The following is a 22,349-nucleotide window of genomic DNA, read 5'->3' on the forward strand; positions in this document are numbered from 1 at the left end:
GCGGCTACTTGCCCTTGGCGGTCTGGTAGTTGTTCGTGACGATGACGATGACGCCGGGCGAGGACTGCTGGATGCCCTCGAAGCGGGCCTCGGCGCGCATGCCGAACTCGGCGGCGAGCGCCTTCGCCGCGGCTTCCTCGTCGGTGCCGGGCCGGTAGTAGGCCGTGGTCGCCGGGATGACGCCTGCCGAGTAGTTGCTGACCTCGGCGACGTTCCAGCCGGAGGCCTTGAAGTCTTCGGCGGCGCGGGCGGCGAGGCCGTGGATCGTGCTGTTGTTGTAGACGCGCACGGTCACCCACTTCGCCACCTGCTGCGGGCCGCCGGGCTGGCCACCCGGGGTCGGCTGGGCGCCGCCGGGCACCGTGCTCGACGGCGGGGCGCTCGGCGAGGCCGAAGGTGACGGCGACGCGGAGGGCGACGGCGACGGCGGGGCCGGTGCCGACGAAGAAGGCGCGGGCGTGCCGGACGCGGGTGGCGGCGGGTTCGAGGACTGTGACGGCTGGGCCGTGTCGTTCGACTCACCACCGGTCAGCGCGGTCACGCCGCCGATCACCCCCGCGATCACCGCGAGGCCGATCAGTGCCAGCCCGGCCGCCTTCAACGGCCGGGAGAGCCCGGAGAACACACTCATGGAAGTTCAATCCCCAGTCGCCGTGCCGACCTGGTGCGCTGACGCGCGGCACGCATCTTGCGCAGGCGTTTGACCAGCATCGGGTCCGCCTGCAGTGCTTCCTGCTTTTCCAGCAGCTGGTTCAAGACCTGGTAGTACCGCGTCGGCGAGAGCCCGAACTTCTCCCGGATCGCCTGTTCCTTCGCGCCCGCGTACCTGAACCACTGGCGTTCGAATGCGAGTACCTCGACCTCGCGCGGTGAGAGACCCTCGATGGGCTCGGCCTGGCCCTCGCCGGACGAATCGGCGAGCGACTCCGCGGCGTCCATCTGATTCCTCGCAATCAGGTCCGGCGAATCCCACGACTGTCATTCCGCGGGCGCCATTGAACCACGGATCCGGGGTCCGACGTGGGGATCAACCCCGGCGCGTCATGGTCTATCACGACGGTCTGACAAAATTGCCGCCGTGACCGTCCATGCCATCCGAATCGCCGGCGACCCCGTGCTGCACAACCCGACTCGGGAGATCACCGAGTTCGACGACGCGCTGCGCACGCTCACCGAAGACATGTTCGAGACGATGTACGCCGCCGAGGGCGTCGGTCTGGCCGCCAACCAGATCGGCCTCGACCTGCGCGTGTTCGTGTACGACTGCCCTGACGACGAGGGCACTCGGCACAAGGGCGTCGTGGTGAACCCGAAGCTGGAGACCTCGGAGATCCCCGAGACCATGCCCGACCCCGACGACGACTGGGAGGGCTGCCTGTCCGCGCCCGGCGAGTCGTTCCCGACGGGCCGCGCGACCTGGGCGAAGGTGACCGGCCAGGACATCGAGGGCAACCAGATCGAGGTCGAGGGCACCGGGTTCTTCGCGCGCTGCCTGCAGCACGAGACCGACCACCTGGACGGGTACATCTACCTGGACCGCCTGGTCGGCCGCCACGCCCGCGAGGCCAAGCGCATGCTCAAGGCCAACAAGTGGGGCGTGCCCGGCAACTCCTGGCTTCCCCCGCGCGAGCCCTCCCCCGACGACGAAGACTGACCCAGCACCAACCCCTAGGACTAGGGCGTGTCCTGCGGATCTTGCACGCGCTAGCCGCGCCCAGGTGGTCGCCGGCGGCACCGCAGAATCACCCGAGTACAACCCGGTACGAGGATGATCCCGCAGCACCGCCGGCGACCACCTGGATCACGACTCCCATCGCACAAGATCCCCAGGACACGCCCTAGCCCGAAAGCCACTTTCGGCAGATGGCATCTGCCGAAAGTGGCTTTCGGGCTTTTTTCAGCAGCCCAGGAAGTGGCAGCGGACCACGCGGGGTTGCTCGATGACCGTGCCTGCCTGCACCGACCAGGCGAGGCGGAGGTACTGGGCGTGCGTCCAGGCCAGCGGCGTCGCCGACGCGGTCGGCGTGCCCGGCGGGAAGCCCGTCTGGCCCGATGGCGCGTTCTGGTCCCAGACCTGCTCGGGCATGGTGTCGCCCGAGCTGCTCACCCGGCCGAGGTCGCGCAGACGTTTGGCCGCCATCGCCCGGTCGCCGTTGGCCAGGTCGTATTCGCCGCGCTCACCCGCGAGCAGTGGCCACAGCCTGCCGAACGTCGTCCGGCTTTCGGCCGGGTACGTGTAGTCCCACGGCTTGCCGTCGGCCTGCTCGCCGTAGCCGTCGAGCGAGTACCGGTGCCAGAACTGCCCGGTCGGTGTCGTGAACGCGATGTCGGAGTCGGTCACCTTGATGCTGTTCACGATGACCGGATCGTCGGCGCGGTAGATGCCGAGGCGCACCAGGTCGAGGAACCCGGCGTCGGTGACCTCGCGCTGGTCCTTCGTGAGGCTCGAGTTGCCCAGGTTGTACTTGGTGCCGTTGTTGGCGTCGCCGTCCTTGGTCAGCCGGACGAAGTACGGGTCCTTCGACAGCGGGCCGTTCGTGGTGATCGTCTGCTTGGCGAGGTCGGCCTTGAACTTGTCCGCCGCCGCCAGGTAGCGCGCCGCGTCGGCGGACGCGCCGTTGGCCTTCGCGATGTCGGCCGCGCAGACCAGACCGGCGATCACCGAGGCGATCGTCGAAGGCGACCAGCCGTCCTGCTCCTCCCAGCGCTCCTGCTGCGAGTACGGCGACGGCTGCCCCTTCTCGCCCTTGTAGCCGAGGATGAAGTCGGCCGCCTTGCGCACGCCCGCCCAGGTCTTCGCGTCCTTCTTGCCGAGCTGCTGCGCGAGCACGATCGGGAACGCGGTCTCGTCGAGCTGGATGGACGTCCAGTACGGGGTGCCGTTGACGTGCGAGTTCTGCGGCAGGTGCCCGTCGGGCCGCTGCTGCGTGCCGAACATGTAGTCCACCGCGCGCTCGGCGGCGCGCCGGTCGCCCGCGGCGAGCATGCCGGTGGCGATTTGGTACAGGTCGCGCGGCCACACCAGGTGATAGGTGCCCGACGGCGACCATTCGGGGTCGTTGTTGCCGAAGCGCCAAGGCATGCTCGGCGACGCGATGAACGCGCCGGGGTGCAGCTTGTCCTCGCTCGCGGCGAGCATCAGCACCGAAGCCTCGTAGAGATCGCGCTCCTGCTTGGTCTTCAGCGAATCGGGCGCGCCCTTGACGTCGCGCAGATATCCGCGCCAGCCGCGTTCGTTCGCCTTGGCCACCGCTTCGAACGGCGCGCGCTGCGACAGGCGCGCGGTGTCCAGCGCGGCGGCGGTGTTCGCGCCGAGTCCGATGGCGAGGTCGACGTGCTTCGTGCGCAGACCGTCCACTGTGGTCTGACCGGTGACCACGACGTTGCCCTTGGCGGCACTCGGGTAGTCGACGAGCTTGCCCGTCTTGGTCAGCTGCGTCCTGCCGTCGGACACGCCCGCGTAGCCGGCGCTCTTGTGCGTGAAGCCGGGCTTGGCGGTCAGCGCGGCGCCGGTCTTGGCGTCACCGGCGACGACCGCGTCGCCGGTGACGTTCGCCGAGTCGTCCGAGCCGTCGTTGGTCAGATCCGGGTCCATGACCGCGTAGACGCCGAACGGCTTGCCGGTCAGCGACTGGAAGTCGGCGCTGACGAGCACCGTCGCGCGCGCCGGGTCGGTCACGTAGGTCTTCTTGAGCTTCCAGCGGTGCTGGTCGTCGGTGATCGTCTGCTCGTAGGTCAGCCCGTCGAGCCTGCGGACCTGCTGGGACTTGGCGTCGGCGTCGACCGTGGCGCCGCGGCCGTCGCTGACGACGAAGTTGAGCGAGCGGATGGCCGGAGTGGACAGGTCCGGGTAGTAGACCTCGGACAGCTGGCCCGCCTGCAGCGTGAACCAGACGTTGCCTGCCTGCGAGCGGGCGGTGCCGAAGCCGGTCTTGTTGGCCGGGAGCCAGCTCGGATGCGTGCCGGGTGCGCCCGGCGCGTCCGCGCTCGGCGCCGCCGCTGCCGCCGCCGGGATCAGCCCGGTGACCAGCAGACCGGCCAGCGCCGGGTACAGGAATTCGCGCATATCAACCCCAAGAAAGATCGCTTCTGCACCGTTACAGAAGCGGCGAATGAGTCTGCCCCAGATCACGGGCACGAGACAGGGCCGAATGGTGGGTTCACCTAGAGCGAACACATCCCGTTGATCTTTCACCGAGGTGCACTCTCACATCAGGTGCAACGGTGTAATCGAGGTGCGCGACGGATTCCGAAGCGATGGACGCGTACTCGGCTAGCCGAAGTCGTTGGTGTCGAGTTTGAGGCCGATGGGCTCGGGAAGCTCGATCAGGCTGCCGAAGAGCGCGGCGTTGACCTCGCGATAGTGCCCGGCCACCGGCTCGGAGAACACGGTGACGAGCGGACCGTGCTCGTCGAAGCGGTCGATCAGCAGGTACAGCGGGACCGCGGCTTCGGCGTACGCCCGGAGTTTCTCCACGCGGTCCACTCGCGCGTTGGCAGGCGAGACGATTTCCACGACCAGCTTGGCGCCGCTCGCGGGCACCGGATCGAGGTCGGCACGGGAAAGCGCCTCGACCGGCATGACCACCAGATCGGGCACGTACAGCTTGCGGAGATCGGCCACCGAGACGCCCAGCGTCTGGAAGACACCCCACTCCCGCGGAACCGCGCCCAGCAACGCACGGTGCACCAGGTCCGCGATCAGGTTGTGCTCGACGCCGGGCGGCGGCACCATCGTGACCTCTCCTTCACAGATCTCGGCGCGCCAGCCATCCGGTACGTCGGTTTCCCGCCAGGAGCGCACCAGCGCCCTCCAGCCTTCGTCCACGGCAACGGTGCCCATACGAGTTCACCTCCTTTGCTTGCCCCTGCGAGGCTACCTCGCGGCACCGACAAAAACGGAAATCGCGGTGTCCGTGGACCCAGCCAAGTGACACTGGGCAGGCGGGGTTGAGTACTCGGGGCGGGCATGGCATGGTCGGGGTACAACCAAACACCGCGGGAGCTCGCGCCTTGGCGGGCTGAGAGGGCGGCTGGTGTCTTTCCACGAGACCCGGCGCCGCCGACCGCATGAACCTGACCGGGTAATGCCGGCGTAGGGAGTGAACGTCTTGACGACGCTAGATGATGCCGCCGTGCAGCCGACCGTGACCACCGGGCCGATTTCGGGCTCGCACAAGGTGTATCACCCGACCGAGTCGGGCCTGCGGGTCCCGGCGCGGCGGATCGAGCTGACCAACGGTGACCACTTCGACGTCTACGACACCTCCGGCCCGTACACCGACGACGACGCGAGCATCGATGTCCACAATGGACTTCACAGGCTGCGTGCCGGCTGGGCGGACGGCCGGGAGCACAAAACCCAGCTGGGCTGGGCGAAAGCGGGCGTGATCACCCGCGAGATGGAGTACATCGCCGCACGTGAGCGGTGCTCTTCCGAGTTCGTGCGCGACGAGGTCGCGCGGGGGCGCGCGGTGATCCCGGCGAACCGGTGCCACCCGGAGAGCGAGCCGATGATCATCGGCAAGAACTTCCTGGTGAAGATCAACGCCAACATGGGCAACTCGGCCGTCTGGTCCTCTGTGGAGGAAGAGGTCGACAAGATGGTGTGGGCCACCCGCTGGGGCGCCGACACCATCATGGACCTGTCCACCGGCAAGCGGATCCACGAGACCCGCGAGTGGATCATCCGCAACTCGCCGGTCCCGGTCGGCACCGTGCCGATCTACCAGGCGCTGGAAAAGGTCGATGGTGAGCCGGAAAAGCTGACCTGGGAGATCTACCGCGACACCATCATCGAGCAGTGCGAGCAGGGCGTCGACTACGTCACCGTGCACGCGGGCGTGCTGCTGCGCTACATCCCGCTGACCGCCAAGCGCGTCACCGGCATCGTCAGCCGCGGCGGCTCGATCATGGCGGCGTGGTGCCTCGCGCACCACAAGGAATCCTTCCTGTACACCAATTTCGTCGAGCTGTGCGAGATACTGCGCGAGTACGACGTGACGTTCTCGCTCGGCGACGGGCTGCGCCCCGGTTCGATCGCGGACGCCAACGACCGCGCGCAGTTCGCGGAGCTGGAGACGCTCGGCGAGCTGACGCACATCGCGCGTGAGCACGACGTGCAGGTGATGATCGAAGGCCCCGGCCACGTGCCGATGCACAAGATCAAGGAGAACGTCGAGCTCGAGGAGAAGCTCACCGGCGAGGCGCCGTTCTACACACTCGGCCCGCTCGCGACGGACATCGCGCCCGGCTACGACCACATCACCTCGGCCATCGGCGCGGCGCAGATCGGCTGGTACGGCACGGCGATGCTGTGTTACGTCACGCCGAAGGAGCACCTCGGCCTGCCGAACCGTGACGACGTCAAGACCGGCGTGATCACCTACAAGATCGCGGCGCACGCGGCCGACCTCGCCAAGGGGCACCCGCACGCGCAGGAGTGGGACGACGAGCTTTCCAAGGCCCGCTTCGAATTCCGCTGGCACGACCAGTTCAACCTCTCGCTCGACCCGGACACCGCGCGCTCGTTCCACGACGAGACGCTGCCGGTCGAGGCGGCGAAGACCGCGCACTTCTGTTCGATGTGCGGGCCGAAGTTCTGCTCGATGCGCATCACCCAGGACGTCCGCAAGTACGCCGAGGAACACGGACTGTCCACTGTGGAAGCGATCGAAGCCGGCATGGCCGAAAAGTCGGAGGAGTTCGGCGAACGCGGCAACAAGGTCTATCTGCCAGTCGTCGGCCAGTGACACCGAGGACCGCTCTCACCATCGCCGGATCCGACTCCGGCGGTGGTGCGGGCATCCAGGCCGACCTGCGCACGTTCTTCGCGTGCGGGGTGCACGGGCTGGTGTCGCTGACGGCGGTCACCGTGCAGAACTCGTTGGGCGTGCAGGGTTTCACGGAGATACCGGCCGAGGTCGTCACCGCGCAGATCAAGGCGGTGGCGACGGACATGGGCGTCGGCGCGGCCAAGACCGGCATGCTGGCGACGGCCGAGATCATCCGCGCGGTGGCGAAAACGCTCGACGAGGTCCACATCGGACAGAGCACCGCGGTGCCGTTCGTGGTCGACCCGGTCGCGGCTTCGATGACCGGGCACGCCCTGTTGCGCGAAGAGGCGCTGGACGCGATCCGGACCGAGCTGTTCCCGCGCGCGACCTTGGTGACGCCGAATCTCGACGAAGTCCGTTTGCTCACCGGGATTTCGGTGACGGACACGGCTTCGCAGCGGTCGGCCGCGGAAGCGTTGCTGGAGTTCGGTTCCGCGTGGGTGCTCGTCAAGGGCGGGCACATGCAGGACGCCGGCGACTGCGTCGACCTGCTTTCGGACGGCCGGGAGGTCATCGAACTGAGCGGGCCGCGCTACGACACCGAGAACACGCATGGCGGCGGCGACACGCTCGCGTCGGCCATCACCGCCTCGCTGGCCAAGGGCGCGGACGTGCCGACGGCCGTGGCCGATGGCAAGCGGTTCATCGAGCGGTGCGTGGCTGAGTCCTACCCGCTGGGCAAGGGAGTCGGCCCGGTCTCGCCGTTCTGGCGGCTCAAGGATTAGTGATTTAGCGGGCTTTACTCCCCGGAGTAAAGCCCGCTAAATCACGAGACGGGTTCGACGACGCGGGAGTCGAAGGTCTCCCTCGCTTCGCGGATACGGCCGAAGTTCGCCTGCGACCAGGTGCTCAGCGCGACGAGGTGCCGGGAGACGTCCGCGCCGAGGTCGGTCAGCGCGTACTCGACGGTCGGCGGGGTCGTCGGGTAGACCGTGCGCGTGATCAGCCCGTCGCGCTCCAGCGCGCGCAGGTTCTGGGTGAGCATCTTCTGGCTGATGCCCTCGACCGCGCGGCGCAGCTCGCCGAAGCGGTGCGGGCGCCGCCGGAGCGCGCCGAGCATCAGCGCTGTCCACTTGTTCGCCAGCAGGTCGAGCACGTCCCGGCACGGGCAGTTCTTCAGATAGACGTCCCAGTGCTGTTCAGAGGTAGTTTCCATTGGGTACCTACTTTACAAGGAAGTGCCTTCTAGCGAAAAGTGCCTACCTGTTCGAGCATAGGTCACGCCAGCGAAGACGAACAGGAGCAGACCGATGCGAGTGGTGACCCAGCAGGAGTTCGGCGGACCCGAAGTGCTGCGTGTGATCGAGACCGACCGGCCTGCGCCGGGCCCGACCGAGGTGCTCGTGCGGGTGCACGCCGCCGGGATCAACCCGGTCGACTGGAAGTCGCGGGCGCACGAGGTCTTCATGGGTGAGCCGCCGTACACGCTCGGCTGGGACGTCTCCGGCGTCGTCGAAGAGCTCGGGTTCGGCGCCACCGGGGTCGACGTCGGCGACGAGGTGCTCGGCATGCCGTTGTTCCCGAAGCAGGCCGCGGCGTACGCGGACTACGTGGTCGCGCCGTCGCGTCACTTCGTGCGCAAGCCGGAGAACCTGTCGCACGCCGAGGCGGCCGGGCTTCCGCTCGCCGGGCTGACCGCGTGGCAGGCGCTGGTCGACGTCGCGAACGTCCGGCCGGGGCAGCGGGTGCTCGTGGACGGCGCGGCCGGCGGGGTGGGCCATCTGGCCGTGCAGATCGCGAAGGCGCGTGGCGCGTACGTGCTCGGCGCGGCGAGCGCGCCGAAGCATGACTTCCTGCGGTCCATCGGCGTCGACGAGCCGCTCGACTACCGCGACCCGGCGGTCACCGCGTCGGAGGTGGACGTGCTGCTCGCCGTCGTCGGCCCCGAAAGCACCACGCGCTGGCTCCCCGCCGTGCGGGACAGCGGAATCGTGGTCACGGTGGCGGCGGGCGGCGCCGACGGCGTGCGCCACCGCCAGGTGCTGGTCGAGCCCGACCAGATCGGTCTCACCGGCCTGGTCGGGCTCATCGAAAAGGGACAGCTCAAGGTCCACGTCGAGCAGGCGTTCACGCTGGAAGACGTCGCCAAGGCGCATGAACTCGGCGAAGGCGGCCGCGTGGTCGGCAAGCTCGTGCTGAACGTGCTTTAACCCCGAGGCGCGACCAGCGGGAGCACCGAGGTCAGGCCCACCCAGTCCGACGTGATCACCGAGGCATGCGCCTTCGCGAGATCGTTGAGGCGCTGGGTGGCCTGCTCCGGGGTCGGGTTGCGCGAGTCGATGGCGGGCGCGACGTTGTGCGCGTCGGTCATCACGACGAAGTAGTGATTGGCGTCGTACCACCACGGGCCGGTGTTGCCCAGCCACGCGTTCGCGTCACCGTCGAAGAACACGAACCAGGGCTTCAGCGCCGCTTCGTACTTGTCACGCGGATCGCCGCCGACCGCGCCGTGCACGGTCGGGAACACCTGCGCGTCGCCGAGCCTGCCCGCGTTCTTCAGGCCGACCAGGTACCGCGCGTACTCGACGTCGGTCTTGAGCGTGTCCGTCGGGTTACCCTCTTCGACGGTGCCGGGGATGATCTCGATGAACACCTTGCCCTGCAAGGAACTCCGGGCCGGCCAGTTGTCCGCCTTCGCCGCCTCGTCGAGCGTGGCGTAGCCGCCGAGCAGGTCCGCCGGGCGGAACACGTGCCCGCCGAGATGCCCGCGGATGGACGCGTCGAGCTCGTCGGGGCCGCGGCCGCCGTTGTCGGAGAAGCCGGTCTTCATCTCCAGCTTGAGCAGGATCGGGCCTTTGCCGGGATGCGCGTCGAGCCAGATCCGGATGTCGTCGAGGCAGTACTCGAGGTTCTTGTTCTTGCCGCCGGTGTAGAGCTGGGACGCCGAGGTCGCGGCGACGCAGTTGTTGCCGTTGCCCAGCGGGTTGGAGTGGCTGACCTTCCACTCCTTGGTGAAGATGTTCGGCCAGACGTCCAGCTCGATCATCGACGTGCCGTTGTCGAGCGAGCGGGCGAGGTAGTCGTAGGCGGCCGTGTCGTAGGTGTTGTGCACCCCGACCGTGGTGCTGCCGGAGACCTTCGCCGGGTCGGCGTGTGCCGTGCCCGTCATCACGGCGAGCAGCATTCCCGCCGCCAGCGCTGCCGAGGAGAATCGCATCCTGATCCCTTCACGGAGCCTTGAAAGAATTTCGCGTTCTCACACTGTGCCAACATGGTGACGGCCAAGTGAAGGGGAATTGGCCGGATGGACTAGACCAGAAGTCGGGAGACCCATGAAGACCGCGCTCACCATCGCAGGCTCGGACTCCGGCGGCGCCGCCGGCCTGCAGGCGGACCTGCGCACCTTCCTGACCTGCGGAGTCCACGGTCTCGTCGCCGTCACCGCGGTGACCGTGCAGAACACGCTCGGCGTGCACGACCGCGCCGACCTGCCGCCGCACATCGTCGCCGGGCAGATCGAGGCGGTGGCCGCCGACATGGGCGTCAACGCCGCCAAGACCGGGATGCTCGCGTCTGCGGAGATCATCCGCGCCGTCGCCGAAGCCTGTGACAAGGCGGGCATCGGGCGCGACTTCAAGACCCCGTTCGTCGTCGACCCGGTCGCCGCGTCGATGCACGGCACGCCGCTGTTCGACGCCGACGGGCTCGCCGCGCTGCGCGACGAGCTGCTGCCACGCGCGACCGTGCTCACGCCGAATCTCGACGAGGTGCGGCTGCTGACCGGCATGGAGGTCACCACCCGCGACCAGATGCACCAGGCCGCGTTCGTGCTGCAGCGGCTGGGCCCGCGCTACGTGCTGGTCAAGGGCGGCCACCTGAAGGCCGATCCCGAATGCATGGACCTGCTCTTCGACGGCTCCACGTTCGTCGAGCTCGAAGGGCCGCGCTTCGACACCCCGCACACGCACGGCGCCGGTGACACCATGGCGTCCGCGCTGACCGCCGGGCTGTCGCGGGGGATGCCGGTGGTCGAGGCGGCCCGATTCGCGAAGGCGTTCGTCAGCAAGGCGGTCGAAAACTCCTACCCCATGGGCGAAAAGGTCGGTCCGGTCTCCGCGTTCTGGCGGCTCGCGCCCGAATAGTTACGATGCACGGCGTGTTCAAGCCAGTACAGGTAGCGAAGTTCGTCGAAGACCGCCGGTTCCAGAACTTCATCATCTCCGTGATCATCTTCAACGCCATCACACTGGCGATGGAGACCTCGGCCAATCTGCTGGCCGCGTACGGCCCCGTGCTGCACGCGCTCGACCACATCGCGCTCGGCATCTTCGTGGCCGAGCTGCTCGCGAAGTTCTACGCGTACCGCGCGAAGTTCTTCCGCGACTCGTGGAACGTGTTCGACCTGATCATCATCGGGATCGCGGTGATACCGGCGACCGGGCCGTTCGCGGTGCTGCGCGCGCTGCGCGTGCTCCGGGTGCTGCGGCTGATCTCGGTCGTCCCGTCGATGCGGAAGGTCGTTTCCGGCCTGCTGACGGCGATCCCCGGCATGGCGTCGATCGCGGCGCTGCTGGGGCTGATCATCTTCGTCGCGGGCGTGATGGCGACCAAGCTGTTCGGCGTGATCTCGCCGGACAACTTCGGCGACCTGGGCACCTCGCTGTTCACGCTGTTCCAGGTGATGACCGGTGAGGCGTGGCCGGACATCGCGAAGGACATCATGGTGCAGGCGCCGATGGCCTGGCTGTTCTTCGTGATCTACATCCTGGTGTCGAGCTTCGCGGTGCTCAACCTGTTCATCGCCGTGGTGGTCAGCGGCATGGAGGACGAGCTGCGGCAGGACATCCGCGAGGAGGAGGCCAAGCAGTCGGAGATGCTGGCCGCCGCCAACGCGGAGATCCTGGCCGAGCTACGCGCGCTGCGCGCCGAAATCGCGGCCATGCGCCAGAACGCCTGACCGGGATAAAGCAGGCTTTACTCCCCGGGATAAAGCCCGCTAAATCCCCGGGAGTAAAGCGGGCTTTATCACGGGGCTCGGGTCAGATGTCGTCGGTGAGCAGGGCTTCCAGCGCGGGCAAGGCGGTCTGCAGCGCGTCGCGGTGCTCGGGGGTGAGCCGCTCGATGCGCCGGTTCAGCTCCTGCACGCGCGTCGACTGGACACCGCTGACGAGGTTCGCGCCCTCGTCGGTCGCCGTCGCGAGCCAGGCGCGGCGGTCGATCGGGTCGGGTTCGCGGCTGACGTAGCCCGCCTCCACCAGCGCGGCCACTATGCGCGACATGGTCGCCGCCGCGACCCCCTCCTTGGCCGCCAGGTCACCGAGGCGCAGCTGCCCCTGGTTGACCAGCGTGGCGAGCGCGGAGATGGCGCCGTGCCCGGGGCCGGGTGTCCCGGCCTGCCGTAGCGACCGGGACAACCTGCCCACCGCGAGGAACAATCTGCCCGAAACATCCTGGGCCGATGACGTGGTCACCGCTGGCTCCTTCTACCCGAACAGGCCGGTCGCGGTCGCGTACCGGAAATGCCGTCCACGATACGGGCAGGGCCTGCTTACTCCGCGTTAAGGCTGTCCTGGCCTAACGTGGCGGGCTCGAAGCGTGGGCCCAGAAGCGTTGCGGGATGCGTCCGGCGCTCCTCGCGAGGCGTCCGGCTACGACAGCCGACCGCATCGCGTAGGCCATACGCTCGGGATCCGTCGCCCGAGTGACCGCTGTCGACAACAAAACCGCGTCACACCCGAGTTCCATGGCAAGTGTGGCGTCCGACGCCGTGCCGATGCCCGCGTCGAGAATCACCGGAACGGACGCACGGGAGACGATCAGCTCGATGTTGTGCGGGTTGCGGATGCCGAGCCCGGTGCCGATCGGCGCGCCCAGCGGCATCACGGCCGCGCAGCCCGCCTGCTCCAGCCGCAGCGCGAGCACCGGGTCGTCGTTGGTGTAGACGAACACGGTGAACCCGTCCGCGGCCAATTGTTCGGCCGCCTCAAGGGTTTCCAGCGGGTCGGGGAGCAACGTCCGGTCGTCGGCGTGCACCTCCAGCTTGATGAGATCGGTCTCACAGGCCTCGCGCGCGAGCTGGGCGGTGAGCACGGCCTCGGCGGCCGTCCGGCAGCCTGCCGTGTTGGGCAGCAGCTGGATTCCCAAGCGCCGCAACAGGTCCAGCACACCGGAGCCGCCCTCGGCGTCCGCGCGCCGCATGGCGACCGTGGTGAGCTCGGTGCCGGACGCGACGAGCGCGCGTTCGAGCACGGCGAGGTTGCCCGCGCCGCCGGTGCCGATGATGAGCCGTGAGTCGAACTTGTGCTCACCGATGACGAGCAGGTCTTCAGCCACCTTGCACCGCCGTGAGGATCTCGAGGCTGGCGCCGCGCGGCACCTCCGCCGTTTCCCAGTCGCCGCGCCGGACGACCACGCCGTCGAGCGCGACGGCGACGCCGCGGCCCGGCGTGCCGAGCGCCGCCAGCAGCTGCGCGACCGTGGCGCCGTCGGGAACGTCCCGCCAGCTGCCGTTGACCTGTACCTGCATCAAACTCGCTCCCTGGGATCGGCGGCGATGACTTCGTCCGGCACCGGCTCGCCCGCGAGCAGCGCGACGATCGCGTCGGCGGTGATCGGGGCGAGCAGCAGGCCGTTGCGGTGATGACCGGTCGCGGCGTAGACGCCGTCGGCCAGTTCGCCGATGTACGGCATGGTGTCCACGCTGGCCGCGCGCAGGCCGGCGGCGGTTTCGACGAGCTCGTACTCGGCGATGCCGGGAAAAACGCGTTCGGCGCCTTCGAGCAGTTCGCAGACGCCTTTCGCGGTGACCGCGGTGTCGAAGCCCGCTTCGTACTGCGTCGCGCCGAGCACGAGTTCGCCTTCTTCGCGCGGGACAAGGTAGATCGGCTTGCCCTCGACGACCGCGCGTACCGTGCGTTTCGGCGGCGGCAGGCAGCCGCGGCGCGGTTTCAGGCGGAGTATCTCGCCTTTGAGCGGGCGGACCCCGTCGAGCAGCGGGTGCAGCCGGGAACTCCACGCGCCCGCAGCGATGACGACCTCGCCGTCTGGCAGTTCGGCGAGTTCCTTGTGCACGAACTTGACCCCGCGTTTACGTGCCGCCTTTTCGAGCGACTGCAGCAGCTTTCGGTTGTCCACGGCCAAATCACCGGGCACCAGCAGTCCACTTCGGACCGCGCCGGACAAGCCAGGCTCGGCTTTGCGTGCTTCGCGCCCGGTGACCATCTCGACTTCGCGGCCGAGCGATTTCAAGTACCCGGCGAGGATTTCGAGATGCCCGGCGTCCGCGCTGTCGAGCGCGACGACCATGGTCCCCGCGTCGGACAGCCCGGGGTCGAAGCCCTCTTCGACGAGTTCCTTCGCGAAGCCAGGCCAGCGTTTCAGCGACTCCTCGCCGATCCGCAGCACCGCTTCCTCACCGGGCCACGCCTCGGTGACGGGCGCCAGCATGCCGCCGGCGAGCCACGACGCGCCCCTGCCCGGATTCGGGTCGAAAACGGTGACCTTGCGCCCGGCCACGGCGGCACGCCACGCGACGGACAAGCCGATGACCCCGCCACCGACCACACTCAACCTGCTCATGCACGCTCCCTGCGCCGGCATTATCCGGATCAGGTTCCACGGTCGGAGCCTCGGCGACTCCCTCTCAGCCTCTCCAGAGGCTCCCGTGCGGACCACTCCACCGTAGCGCGCGGGTACCGTCGCCGCCATGCCTGGGCTCAACGGTGAACAGATCCGGAAACGACTCGACGACGCGCGCCTGTACCTCTGCACGGCCTCGCGCCCCGACCTCGCCGACTTCGTCGACGCGGCGCTCGCGGGTGGCGTCGACATCGTACAGCTGCGCGACAAGTCCTTGGAGGCCCGCGAAGAGCTGGCCGCGCTGGAGATCATCGCGGAGGCCTGCGCCCGGCACGGAGCGCTGCTCTCGGTGAACGACCGCGCGGACATCGCGCTGGCCGCCGGCGCGGACGTGCTGCACCTCGGCCAAGACGACCTCCCGGTCCCGACGGCCCGCCGCATTCTGGGCGACGACGTGGTCATCGGCCGGTCGACGCACTCGGTCCCGCAGGCCGCTGCCGCGGCGGCCGAGTACGGCTCGGACTACTTCTGCGCGGGTCCCTGCTGGCCGACACCGACCAAGCCCGGCCGTCCCGCGCCCGGCCTCGACCTGGTCCGCGCCACGGCCGCGTCGGCGCCCGACCGGCCCTGGTTCGCCATCGGCGGGATCGACCTCGACCGGCTGCCCGAGGTGCTGGCCGCCGGCGCCACCCGCGTCGTGGTCGTCCGGGCGATCACGGAGGCCTCGGACCCCGAGTTCGCCGCCCGAGCCCTCAAGACGCACCTGGTGTGACACCGAGGGTCGTGAGTGTTCCGACCGGTTCTAACCGGCCTAAACACTCACGACCCCTCAGGGCGTGGGCGTCGAGGACGGGGCGCTGGGCGTGGTCGAAGGCGCGCTCGACGACGGTGAGCTCGGCGTGGTCGACGGCGGGCTCGATGACGTGGTCGGCGGCGCCTGGGTCGTCGTGCTCGGCGGGGCCGTCACCGTGGTCGTGACCGGGGTCGACGGCGTCGTGCCGGGCGTCTCGGTGTGCTTTTCCTCGCCCGGCTTCGCGCCGCCACCGCCGACGATCTTCCCGATCGTCGTGCCATTGCCCCCACCGAAGGTCTTACCGGTCGCACCCTCGAACCCGGTGATCGCCACCAGCGCCACCACGAACGCGATCGCGCTCACGCCCAAGATCAGCGGCAACCGCCGCCGCCACGCAGGCTTCTCCGAAACTGCCGAATCCGCCGGATCCGCCGGTGCGAATTCGACGGTCTCCCGCTCCGAAATGGCGGTCGACCTGAACTTCGTGGACGCCAGTTCGCGGGTGCGGTGCAAGGACCGCAGGTAGATCTCACCGCCCACGGTCGTCACGACACTCGCGAGCGCGGCGCCCGCCACCGTGCCGGCGACTCCCAGCGTCGATCCCAGCAATGCCGCCGTAACCGCGGCCAGCGCCGCGGCCATCACCTGCACGACCTTGGTGCCCGGCTTCTCCGTTTTCTCCTCTGCCATGATCCCGATCCGTCGATTCAAAAAAGACTTCGCTTCTCCCAACGACTGAGGCGCGCGAGCCACTCCCCTGGTTGGCCGGTCGTGAGGAGAGCCACTAGCGACTGTCCACAGTGGACCCAGAACGAACGATTCCTTGACATACTCGCCGTATGAACCTGGTGACGATCGACGAAATCCACGCCGCGGCCAAGCGGGTCGCCGGGGTTGCCCTGCGCACCCCGCTGCTCCCGCAGCTGTGGGCCAGCCCGGCCAAGCTGTGGCTCAAGCCCGAGAACCTGCAGCAAATCGGCGCGTTCAAGGTCAGGGGCGCGTACAACGCGATCGCCGCGCTCGACGAGAAGACCCGCGAAAAAGGTGTCGTCGCGTATTCGAGCGGTAACCACGCGCAAGCGGTCGCGTTCGCGGCGAAGCAGTTCGGCGTGCCCGCCGTGATCGTCGTCCCGGACGTGACGCCGAGGGTCAAGGTGGAGGCGACCGCCGCGCACGGCGCCGAGGTCGTCGAGGTGCCGATCGGGCAGCGCGAGTCGGCCGCGCACGCGATCGCCGAGGAGCGCGGGCTGACGCTGATCCCGCCGTTCGACCACCGCAACGTCATCGCCGGCCAGGGCACTGCCGGCCTGGAGATCGCCGAAGACCTGCCCGACGTCGAGGTCGTGCTGATCCCGATCAGCGGCGGCGGGCTCGCTTCCGGCATCGGCACCGCGATCAGGGCGCTGGCCCCGAACGCGAAGATCTTCGGCGTCGAGCCCGAGCTCGCCGCGGACACCGCCGAGGGCCTCAAGGCAGGCCACCGCGTCGACTGGCCGGTCGAGAAGCGGGCTCGGACCATCGCGGACGGCCTGCGCTCGCAGCCGTCGGAGCTCACCTTCGCGCACCTTCAGGTGGTGCTCGACGGCATGCTGACCGTCACCGAGGAGGAGATCCGCGAGGCCGTGCGCGTGCTGGCCAGGCGGGCTGGCCTGATCGCGGAGCCGAGCGGCGCCGTGTCGACGGCCGCGTTCCTGTTCCACGGCGACAAGCTGCCCGACGGCAAGACTGTGGCCGTCGTGTCCGGCGGCAACCTCGACCCGTCGGCGCTGGGAGAACTGCTCGGCTAAGCGTGTGAGGCGCGGACGTGGGTCGGAGGGCCTTCGACTCCGCAGTGCAGGCACTCGCCGGGATGGGGAGTCTCGGCGGGTTCCGGCGGCGCGGACAGCACGCCGTTGTGGATGCCCAGCGCGGTCAGGCCGCCCGCGATGGCCAGCACCGCGCAGACGAGCAGCGCCCGCTGCCAGCCTTCGGTGAGCGCGGCCGGGTCCGAATAGGACCGCCCGCTCAGCCCGGCGACAGCGGGCAGCACGGCGACCGCGAGCAGGCCGCCGGTGCGCGCGATCGCGTTGTTGACGCCCGACGCCACCCCGGCGAACCGGTCGGGCGCGGCGGCGAGCACGGTCGCGGTCACCGGCGCCACCACGGCGGCCAGGCCGAGCCCGAACACCACGACCGCGGGCAGCACCGCGCCCACATAGGACGCGCCCGGCGTGATCCGCATCATCAGCAGCATGCCGAGGCCGACCAGGATCGGGCCGACGACCAGCTGCAGGCGCGGGCCGATCCGCGCGGCGAGCGCGCCGGAGCGGCCGGACAGCGCGAGCATGATCAGCGTGATCGGCAGCCCGGCGATCCCGGCGGCGGTCGGTGAGAAGCCGAGTGAGACCTGCAGCTGCATGACCATCAGCATGAACACGCCGCCGAGCGCGGCGTAGACGACGAACGTCAGCACGTTGGCGAGGGTGAACGTGCGGTCGCGGAACAGCTGCGGCGGCACCAGCGGGTCGGCCGAGCGGTGCTGGAGCCAGACGAACGCGGCCAGCCCGGCCACGCCGGCGACCGCCGAGACGAGCACGACCACGTCACCGACACCGCGCACCGGGGCTTCCACCAGCGCGCCGGTCAGCCCGGCGAGGCCGATGGCGCCGAGCGCGGCCGCGGTGAAGTCCGGGTGCCCGGTGGCCTGCTCGTCACGCGACTCCGGGACGTACTTGCGCGCGAGCACGACGCAGACGATCGCGAGCGGCAGGTTGATCAGGAACGCCAGCCGCCACGACCACAGCTGCACGAGCGCGCCGCCGAGCAGCGGCCCGACCGCGGCCGCGATGCCGCCGAGTCCCGACCACGCGCCGATCGCGCGCGCCCGGTCTTCCCGTGCGAACGACGACTGCAGGATCGCGAGCGAGCCGGGGGTCAGCAGCGCGCCGCCGATGCCTTGCAGCACCCGAGTCGCGACGAGCATCTCGGTGGAAACCGCAGCACCGCACAACACCGAAGCGATACCGAACCAAACGACACCAATAACGAACATGCGCCGTCGGCCATATCTGTCGCCGAGTGATCCGGCGACGAGGATCAGTGCCGCCAGCGCGAGCAGATAACCGTCGAGAATCCATTGCAGACCGGCGACGGACGCGTGTAATTCTTCACCCATTCGAGGGAGAGCGACGTTGACGATCGTCCCGTCGAGCATCGCCATTCCCGAGCCGAGGATGGTCGTCGCGAGCACGCCGCGCGCGACCGGGGTGCCCCAGCTGATTCCCGCGTGAACGGGTTCGGTCACGGCTTGCGCAGCGTCGTAACGAATTTATACCGATCTCCGCGGTAGATCGACCGGACGTACTCGACCGGCTTGCCGTCGACCCCGAAACTGTGCCGCGAAAGGAGCAGCATCGGCATGCCGACGTCGGCGCCGAGCAGCTCGGCTTCCTGCGGTCCGGCGAGTGCGGTCTCGATCGTTTCCTCGGCGCGTTCCATCTCTACGCCGTAGTGCTCTCGCAGCACCGCGTATAGCGATCCACCTGCGGAAACGTGTTTGCGCAAACCGCGGAAACGGGCCATCGGCAGGTGCGTGGTCTCCAGCGCCATCGGCTCCGCGTCGGCGAGCCGGAGCCGCCGCAGCCGCAGGATCTTCGCGCCGACGCGGATGCCCAGCAGCTTCGCCAGGTCGGCTTCGACGGGCATTTCGTCGATGTCCAACAGCTTCGACGACGGCTCGCGGCCCTGCGCGCGCATGTCCTCTGTGTACGAAGACAGCTGCAGCCGCTGCGCGAGCTTCGGCTCGGCGGCGAAGGTCCCCTTGCCCTGCACGCGATGCAGCCTGCCCTCGGCCGTCAGATCGGCCAGCGCCTGCCGCACGGTGGTGCGCGAAACCGTGAATTCCCCTGCCAGCGCCCGCTCCGTGGGGATCGGAGCCCCAGGTGGCAGCGCGTCAAGGAGATCGAGAAGGTGCTGTTTGAGTGCCCAGTATTTGGGCTCCCGCTGCCCCCTCATGCCCGACGGCGACGCGGCCGCCTCTCCACTCGATGTCTCCAACATGTCCGACTCCTCAAGCTTTCCCACAGACCGCGCGACTACCCCACCCGGAAACGTACTCTTCACCAGTGAAGGCCCGCCCGTGCTAGCAGCACCTTGAACGATGCTGATCCGCTAGCATTGGTCTAGACCTTAGCGAAAGGTGACAGGATCAAGATGACCGTTTCCCAACCAGTGGCAGGCGAGCACATGGCCGCCGAGATCGACGAGCAGCCGAGTGTGCTCGCCGGCCTCGTCGAACGCCAGTCCGAGTTCGCCGAGGTGGCGGACGCAATCTCCAAGCGCCCGCCCCGCTTCGCGCTGCTCGCCGCCCGTGGCTCCAGCGACCACGCGGCGATCTACGCGAAGTACCTGATCGAGGTACTCCTCGGCCTGCCGGTCGGCTTGGTCTCGCCGTCCACGGCGACCATCTACGGCGCCCGCCCCGACCTGCGGGACGTGCTGTTCGTGACGGTCAGCCAGAGTGGCGGCTCGCCCGACCTGATCGAGGCGACCGAGGTGGCCAGGCAGCAGGGCGCGCTGACCGTCTCGGTGAGCAACACCCCGTCGTCGCCGCTCGCGGCGGCCGCGGAGCTGTCCGTCGACATCGGCGCGGGCGTCGAGCACGCCGTCGCGGCGACGAAGACCTACTCGGCGACACTGATGTCGCTGTATCTCCTGATCGACGCGATCCGCGGCGGCAAGGCCGAGGACGCCAAGTCGATCGGCGAGCTCGCCAGGCAGGCGCTCGACGGCGCGGGCGAGGGCGTCGGACGCGCGGTGGACCGCTACCGCTTCGTCGACCGCATCCTGACGACCGCGCGTGGTTACTCGTACCCGACCGCGCTCGAAGCGTCGCTGAAGCTGGCCGAGACCAGCTACCTGGCCGCCCGCGCGTACAGCGGCGCAGACCTGCTGCACGGCCCGGTCGCCGCGGTCAACGGCGACACCGCGGTGCTCGCGGTGACCAGCAAGGGGCATGGCAGCGAGGCCATGCGTGAAGTGCTCGAAGCCGTCAGCTCGCGTGGCGCCGACGTGCTCGCGGTCGGTTCGGCCGCCGGTGACGTCAAGTCGGCGCTGAGCATCGGCGTGCCGGAGACCGTCGAGGAACTCGCGCCGGTGCTCGAGATCCTGCCGATCCAGCGGATCGCGCTCGGCCTCTCGCTCGCCCGTGGCGGTGACCCCGACCGGCCGACCGGCCTGTTGAAGGTGACCAAGACGCGCTGATGTCCACGGGTCATGTCGTCGGCGTCGACGCCGGCGGTACCTCGACCCGAGCAGTAGCAGCCGACGCCGCCGGCTGTGTGCTCGGGACCGGGCGGAGCGGGGGCGCGAACCCCAACTCCCACCCGCCGGAGGAAGCCGCCGCCCGCATCGCCGAGGCGATCACCGCCGCGCTCGCCGGGCTGGACCCGGCGCGTACCCGCGCGTGCGTGGTCGGCATGGCCGGGGTGAGCAAGCTGACCGATCCCGCCATCGCGGCCGTGTTCACACGGACGTGGGAGCGGCTCGGCATCGGCGTGCGGATGGTCAGCGACGCGGAGGCCGCGTTCGCGTCGGCCACCTCGGCGCCGGACGGGACCGTGCTGATCGCGGGCACCGGCTCGATCGCGGGCCGGATCCGCGGCCGGAGGATGGTGTCGACCGCGGGCGGCTGGGGCTGGCTGCTCGGCGACGAAGGCTCCGCCTATTGGCTGGGCCGCGAGGCCGTTCGCTCCACTTTGGATGCACTGACGCGCGGAAACCGGCTGACCGGGTTGGCCGCCGCAGTGCTCACCGAGGCGCTGGGACCGTCCGAACTGGACGCGGGCGAAGACCGTCTCGCCCTTTCGCGCCGTCTCATCACCGGGGTCAACGCGGAGCCGCCGATCAGGCTGGCCAGGTTCGCCCCGTTGGTCAGCGCCGCGCACGACGAAGGCGAGCTGGCCGCGCTGGAGATCGTCGCGCGCGCCGCCGAACTACTCGTCGCGAACGCGCTGGCGGCGCGGGAACCGGACGAGCGCACGCCGGTCGTATTGGTGGGCAGTGTGCTCGGCGCCGGCAGCCCGGTCGGGGTGCTGGTGCGCACCTCACTGCGCGAGTTGGAGGTCGTCACGAGCACCGACGGCGTGCTCGGCGCCACCTGGCTGGCGGCCGTCGACGCCTTCGGCGAGGACGCGCCCCGCCCGGTTCATCGCTAGAAAAGCCCAGTTCGCGGACGGAAAAATCCAAATCCGCTGAAGTTGAGAAGCAAAACGTCGCACGAACCGGCGAAGAACGGGTACCGTAGGACTCGGCCCCCGGACCCTCCCCCCTCGCCGGGGGCCGCCTTAACTCTCCGGTTCGTTCTGAACCACGCGAAGTCCGGGATGATCGTCCGGCAGCGCCCGATACAGCACCCAGCCGCTCGTCGCGACCGTGAGCGCCACCAGCGGCCAGCTCAGCACCGTCCGCGCCACCCCGAGCGCGACCACCTGCCCGCTCCACCACAGCGCCCCGTACACCGCCACGCGCAGGGTGTACTGCAGGAAGACCCACACCCAGCTCGCGCGTGAGTAAGCACGCAGCAGCACAGGATCTTTACGCCACTTGGTCTTCTGGCCGAGCACGAGCCCGACGATCACGCCCAGCAGCGGCCAGCGGACGACGATGCTCGCCGCCCACAGCAGCGCGCTGGCCACATTGGACAGCAGCTGGATGAGGAAGAAGTCCTCCGCCCGTCCGGTGTGCAGCGCGATCAGCGCGGCCGCGACGACCATCGCCAGGCTCACCACCACGGCGCGCGCCTTGCCGCCGCGGGCCACCCGGAACGCGCCGAGCGCCACGGCCACCCCGATCGCGGCGCCCGCGCCCCAGGCGATCGATTGCCCGGCGGCGAGCCAGCCGACGACGAAGGCGGCGGGCGGCACGCTGGCGTCGATCGCGCCCTGCCGTCCGCCGAGTATCTCCGCGAGCGACTCCCGAGTTTTGTCGGTCACGCTGGCTAGCCTGCCCTAAGTCGGCGCGAAAGTCCGCATGCGGGGAGACGTTGCCCACACGAGGTGCCTGGTGGGTGAGTTCCACGTAATGCGGATGCGAAGAACGCCGACAAGATAAGAGACTGTGACCTGGAGTTGAACCGGCGGTGGCGCATGCTGGGACTAATCGCGCGTGATCTGCTGTTGGTGTTCAAGGGGTGCACAGGGTGTTTAACCGGGAAGTAAGGGGAT

At 69.1% G+C, this 22,349-nt stretch carries 24 protein-coding genes and 2 riboswitches; of the genes, 10 read left to right on the forward strand and 14 right to left on the reverse strand.

Features of this window, described 5'->3' with window-relative positions:
* Positions 1-4: 4 nt before the first annotated feature.
* Positions 5-631 (reverse strand): LytR C-terminal domain-containing protein, encoded by a 627-nt coding sequence (locus tag AB5J62_RS38750; protein WP_370945007.1) that lies wholly within the window; start codon positions 629-631, stop codon positions 5-7.
* Complete coding sequence (locus AB5J62_RS38755) at positions 628-939, reverse strand: DUF3263 domain-containing protein (protein ID WP_091288127.1); 312 nt, start codon at positions 937-939, stop codon at positions 628-630. Before AB5J62_RS38755 ends, AB5J62_RS38750 begins: the two co-directional genes overlap by 4 nt.
* A 139-nt stretch (positions 940-1,078) precedes the next feature.
* Here AB5J62_RS38755 and AB5J62_RS38760 point away from each other — a divergent pair, with 139 nt between their 5' ends.
* The gene (locus tag AB5J62_RS38760) at positions 1,079-1,654 is read left to right on the forward strand and encodes a peptide deformylase (RefSeq protein ID WP_370945008.1); all 576 of its coding nucleotides are present in this window, start codon (positions 1,079-1,081) and stop codon (positions 1,652-1,654) included.
* Between the two features lie 243 nt (positions 1,655-1,897).
* On the opposite strand, the gene AB5J62_RS38765 is transcribed toward AB5J62_RS38760, so the two are convergent.
* Together AB5J62_RS38765 and AB5J62_RS38770 are read right to left on the reverse strand one after the other, a co-directional pair.
* On the reverse strand, positions 1,898-4,066 hold the full coding sequence (locus AB5J62_RS38765; protein WP_370945009.1) for a glycoside hydrolase family 15 protein: 2,169 nt from the start codon (positions 4,064-4,066) through the stop codon (positions 1,898-1,900).
* 207 nt (positions 4,067-4,273) lie between these two features.
* Positions 4,274-4,843, reverse strand: coding sequence for a Uma2 family endonuclease (locus AB5J62_RS38770; RefSeq protein WP_370945010.1), 570 nt, complete (start codon positions 4,841-4,843; stop codon positions 4,274-4,276).
* A 145-nt stretch (positions 4,844-4,988) separates the two neighbouring features.
* Positions 4,989-5,118, forward strand: a riboswitch (TPP riboswitch).
* On the opposite strand from AB5J62_RS38770, the gene thiC reads away from it, so the two are divergent.
* Both thiC and thiD (AB5J62_RS38780) read left to right on the forward strand, forming a co-directional pair.
* Positions 5,112-6,752, forward strand: coding sequence for a phosphomethylpyrimidine synthase ThiC (gene thiC / locus AB5J62_RS38775; protein WP_370945011.1), 1,641 nt, complete (start codon positions 5,112-5,114; stop codon positions 6,750-6,752). (Overlaps the previous riboswitch by 7 nt.)
* Positions 6,749-7,561 carry a bifunctional hydroxymethylpyrimidine kinase/phosphomethylpyrimidine kinase gene (gene thiD, locus AB5J62_RS38780; protein ID WP_370945012.1) on the forward strand — a complete coding sequence of 271 codons (813 nt, stop codon included), beginning with the start codon at positions 6,749-6,751 and terminating at the stop codon, positions 7,559-7,561. The genes thiC and thiD (AB5J62_RS38780) overlap by 4 nt, the downstream gene beginning before the upstream one ends.
* A gap of 41 nt (positions 7,562-7,602) precedes the next feature.
* Here the strand turns inward: thiD (AB5J62_RS38780) and AB5J62_RS38785 are convergent, their stop codons facing one another.
* Positions 7,603-7,992, reverse strand: coding sequence for a winged helix-turn-helix transcriptional regulator (locus AB5J62_RS38785; RefSeq protein WP_370945013.1), 390 nt, complete (start codon positions 7,990-7,992; stop codon positions 7,603-7,605).
* Positions 7,993-8,086: 94 nt separating this feature from the next.
* On the opposite strand from AB5J62_RS38785, the gene AB5J62_RS38790 reads away from it, so the two are divergent.
* Positions 8,087-8,986, forward strand: coding sequence for an NADP-dependent oxidoreductase (locus AB5J62_RS38790; RefSeq protein ID WP_370945014.1), 900 nt, complete (start codon positions 8,087-8,089; stop codon positions 8,984-8,986).
* Here AB5J62_RS38790 and AB5J62_RS38795 read toward each other — a convergent pair.
* Positions 8,983-9,993 (reverse strand): phosphatidylinositol-specific phospholipase C domain-containing protein, encoded by a 1,011-nt coding sequence (locus AB5J62_RS38795; protein WP_370945015.1) that lies wholly within the window; start codon positions 9,991-9,993, stop codon positions 8,983-8,985. The genes AB5J62_RS38790 and AB5J62_RS38795 overlap by 4 nt on opposite strands.
* Positions 9,994-10,108: 115 nt before the next feature.
* On the opposite strand from AB5J62_RS38795, the gene thiD (AB5J62_RS38800) reads away from it, so the two are divergent.
* Together thiD (AB5J62_RS38800) and AB5J62_RS38805 are read left to right on the forward strand one after the other, a co-directional pair.
* Positions 10,109-10,918, forward strand: coding sequence for a bifunctional hydroxymethylpyrimidine kinase/phosphomethylpyrimidine kinase (gene thiD / locus AB5J62_RS38800; RefSeq protein ID WP_370945016.1), 810 nt, complete (start codon positions 10,109-10,111; stop codon positions 10,916-10,918).
* A gap of 14 nt (positions 10,919-10,932) precedes the next feature.
* A complete protein-coding gene (locus tag AB5J62_RS38805) occupies positions 10,933-11,733 on the forward strand; it encodes an ion transporter (RefSeq protein WP_370945017.1) in 801 nt (266 codons plus the stop codon).
* Positions 11,734-11,815: 82 nt separating this feature from the next.
* Here the strand turns inward: AB5J62_RS38805 and AB5J62_RS38810 are convergent, their stop codons facing one another.
* The 4 genes from AB5J62_RS38810 to thiO all read right to left on the reverse strand — a co-directional run bounded on the left by AB5J62_RS38810 (position 11,816) and on the right by thiO (position 14,354).
* Positions 11,816-12,247 carry a MarR family winged helix-turn-helix transcriptional regulator gene (locus AB5J62_RS38810; RefSeq protein ID WP_370945018.1) on the reverse strand — a complete coding sequence of 144 codons (432 nt, stop codon included), beginning with the start codon at positions 12,245-12,247 and terminating at the stop codon, positions 11,816-11,818.
* A gap of 103 nt (positions 12,248-12,350) precedes the next feature.
* Entirely contained in the window at positions 12,351-13,109 is a 759-nt protein-coding gene (locus tag AB5J62_RS38815; RefSeq protein ID WP_370945019.1) for a thiazole synthase, read from the reverse strand.
* Positions 13,102-13,302: a sulfur carrier protein ThiS gene (gene thiS / locus AB5J62_RS38820; RefSeq protein ID WP_370950453.1), complete on the reverse strand. Its 201-nt coding sequence runs from the start codon at positions 13,300-13,302 to the stop codon at positions 13,102-13,104. Before thiS ends, AB5J62_RS38815 begins: the two co-directional genes overlap by 8 nt.
* Positions 13,302-14,354, reverse strand: coding sequence for a glycine oxidase ThiO (thiO, locus tag AB5J62_RS38825; RefSeq protein ID WP_370945020.1), 1,053 nt, complete (start codon positions 14,352-14,354; stop codon positions 13,302-13,304). Before thiO ends, thiS begins: the two co-directional genes overlap by 1 nt.
* Positions 14,344-14,451: riboswitch (TPP riboswitch) on the reverse strand. Its footprint overlaps the gene before it by 11 nt.
* A 30-nt stretch (positions 14,452-14,481) precedes the next feature.
* Between thiO and thiE the strand changes: the two genes are divergently transcribed.
* Positions 14,482-15,126 carry a thiamine phosphate synthase gene (gene thiE, locus AB5J62_RS38830; protein WP_370945021.1) on the forward strand — a complete coding sequence of 215 codons (645 nt, stop codon included), beginning with the start codon at positions 14,482-14,484 and terminating at the stop codon, positions 15,124-15,126.
* Positions 15,127-15,183: 57 nt separating this feature from the next.
* Here thiE and AB5J62_RS38835 read toward each other — a convergent pair whose 3' ends face one another.
* Positions 15,184-15,837: a hypothetical protein gene (locus AB5J62_RS38835; protein WP_370945022.1), complete on the reverse strand. Its 654-nt coding sequence runs from the start codon at positions 15,835-15,837 to the stop codon at positions 15,184-15,186.
* Positions 15,838-15,986: 149 nt separating this feature from the next.
* On the opposite strand from AB5J62_RS38835, the gene AB5J62_RS38840 reads away from it, so the two are divergent.
* The gene (locus AB5J62_RS38840) at positions 15,987-16,934 is read left to right on the forward strand and encodes a threonine/serine dehydratase (protein ID WP_370945023.1); all 948 of its coding nucleotides are present in this window, start codon (positions 15,987-15,989) and stop codon (positions 16,932-16,934) included.
* On the opposite strand, the gene AB5J62_RS38845 is transcribed toward AB5J62_RS38840, so the two are convergent.
* Together AB5J62_RS38845 and AB5J62_RS38850 are read right to left on the reverse strand one after the other, a co-directional pair.
* On the reverse strand, positions 16,931-18,346 hold the full coding sequence (locus tag AB5J62_RS38845) for an MFS transporter (RefSeq protein ID WP_370950454.1): 1,416 nt from the start codon (positions 18,344-18,346) through the stop codon (positions 16,931-16,933). The two genes, AB5J62_RS38840 and AB5J62_RS38845, sit on opposite strands and share 4 nt — an antisense overlap.
* An 80-nt stretch (positions 18,347-18,426) precedes the next feature.
* Entirely contained in the window at positions 18,427-19,185 is a 759-nt protein-coding gene (locus tag AB5J62_RS38850) for a GntR family transcriptional regulator (protein WP_091288147.1), read from the reverse strand.
* A gap of 153 nt (positions 19,186-19,338) precedes the next feature.
* On the opposite strand from AB5J62_RS38850, the gene AB5J62_RS38855 reads away from it, so the two are divergent.
* Together AB5J62_RS38855 and AB5J62_RS38860 are read left to right on the forward strand one after the other, a co-directional pair.
* Positions 19,339-20,388, forward strand: coding sequence for an SIS domain-containing protein (locus AB5J62_RS38855; RefSeq protein WP_370945024.1), 1,050 nt, complete (start codon positions 19,339-19,341; stop codon positions 20,386-20,388).
* Entirely contained in the window at positions 20,388-21,341 is a 954-nt protein-coding gene (locus tag AB5J62_RS38860) for an N-acetylglucosamine kinase (protein ID WP_370945025.1), read from the forward strand. Before AB5J62_RS38855 ends, AB5J62_RS38860 begins: the two co-directional genes overlap by 1 nt.
* Before the next feature lie 129 nt (positions 21,342-21,470).
* Here the strand turns inward: AB5J62_RS38860 and AB5J62_RS38865 are convergent, their stop codons facing one another.
* Positions 21,471-22,118: a DUF3159 domain-containing protein gene (locus AB5J62_RS38865; RefSeq protein ID WP_370945026.1), complete on the reverse strand. Its 648-nt coding sequence runs from the start codon at positions 22,116-22,118 to the stop codon at positions 21,471-21,473.
* Between the last annotated feature and the right edge of the window lie 231 nt (positions 22,119-22,349).

This window comes from Amycolatopsis sp. cg5, assembly GCF_041346955.1.
In the GTDB taxonomy this organism is placed as follows: domain Bacteria; phylum Actinomycetota; class Actinomycetes; order Mycobacteriales; family Pseudonocardiaceae; genus Amycolatopsis.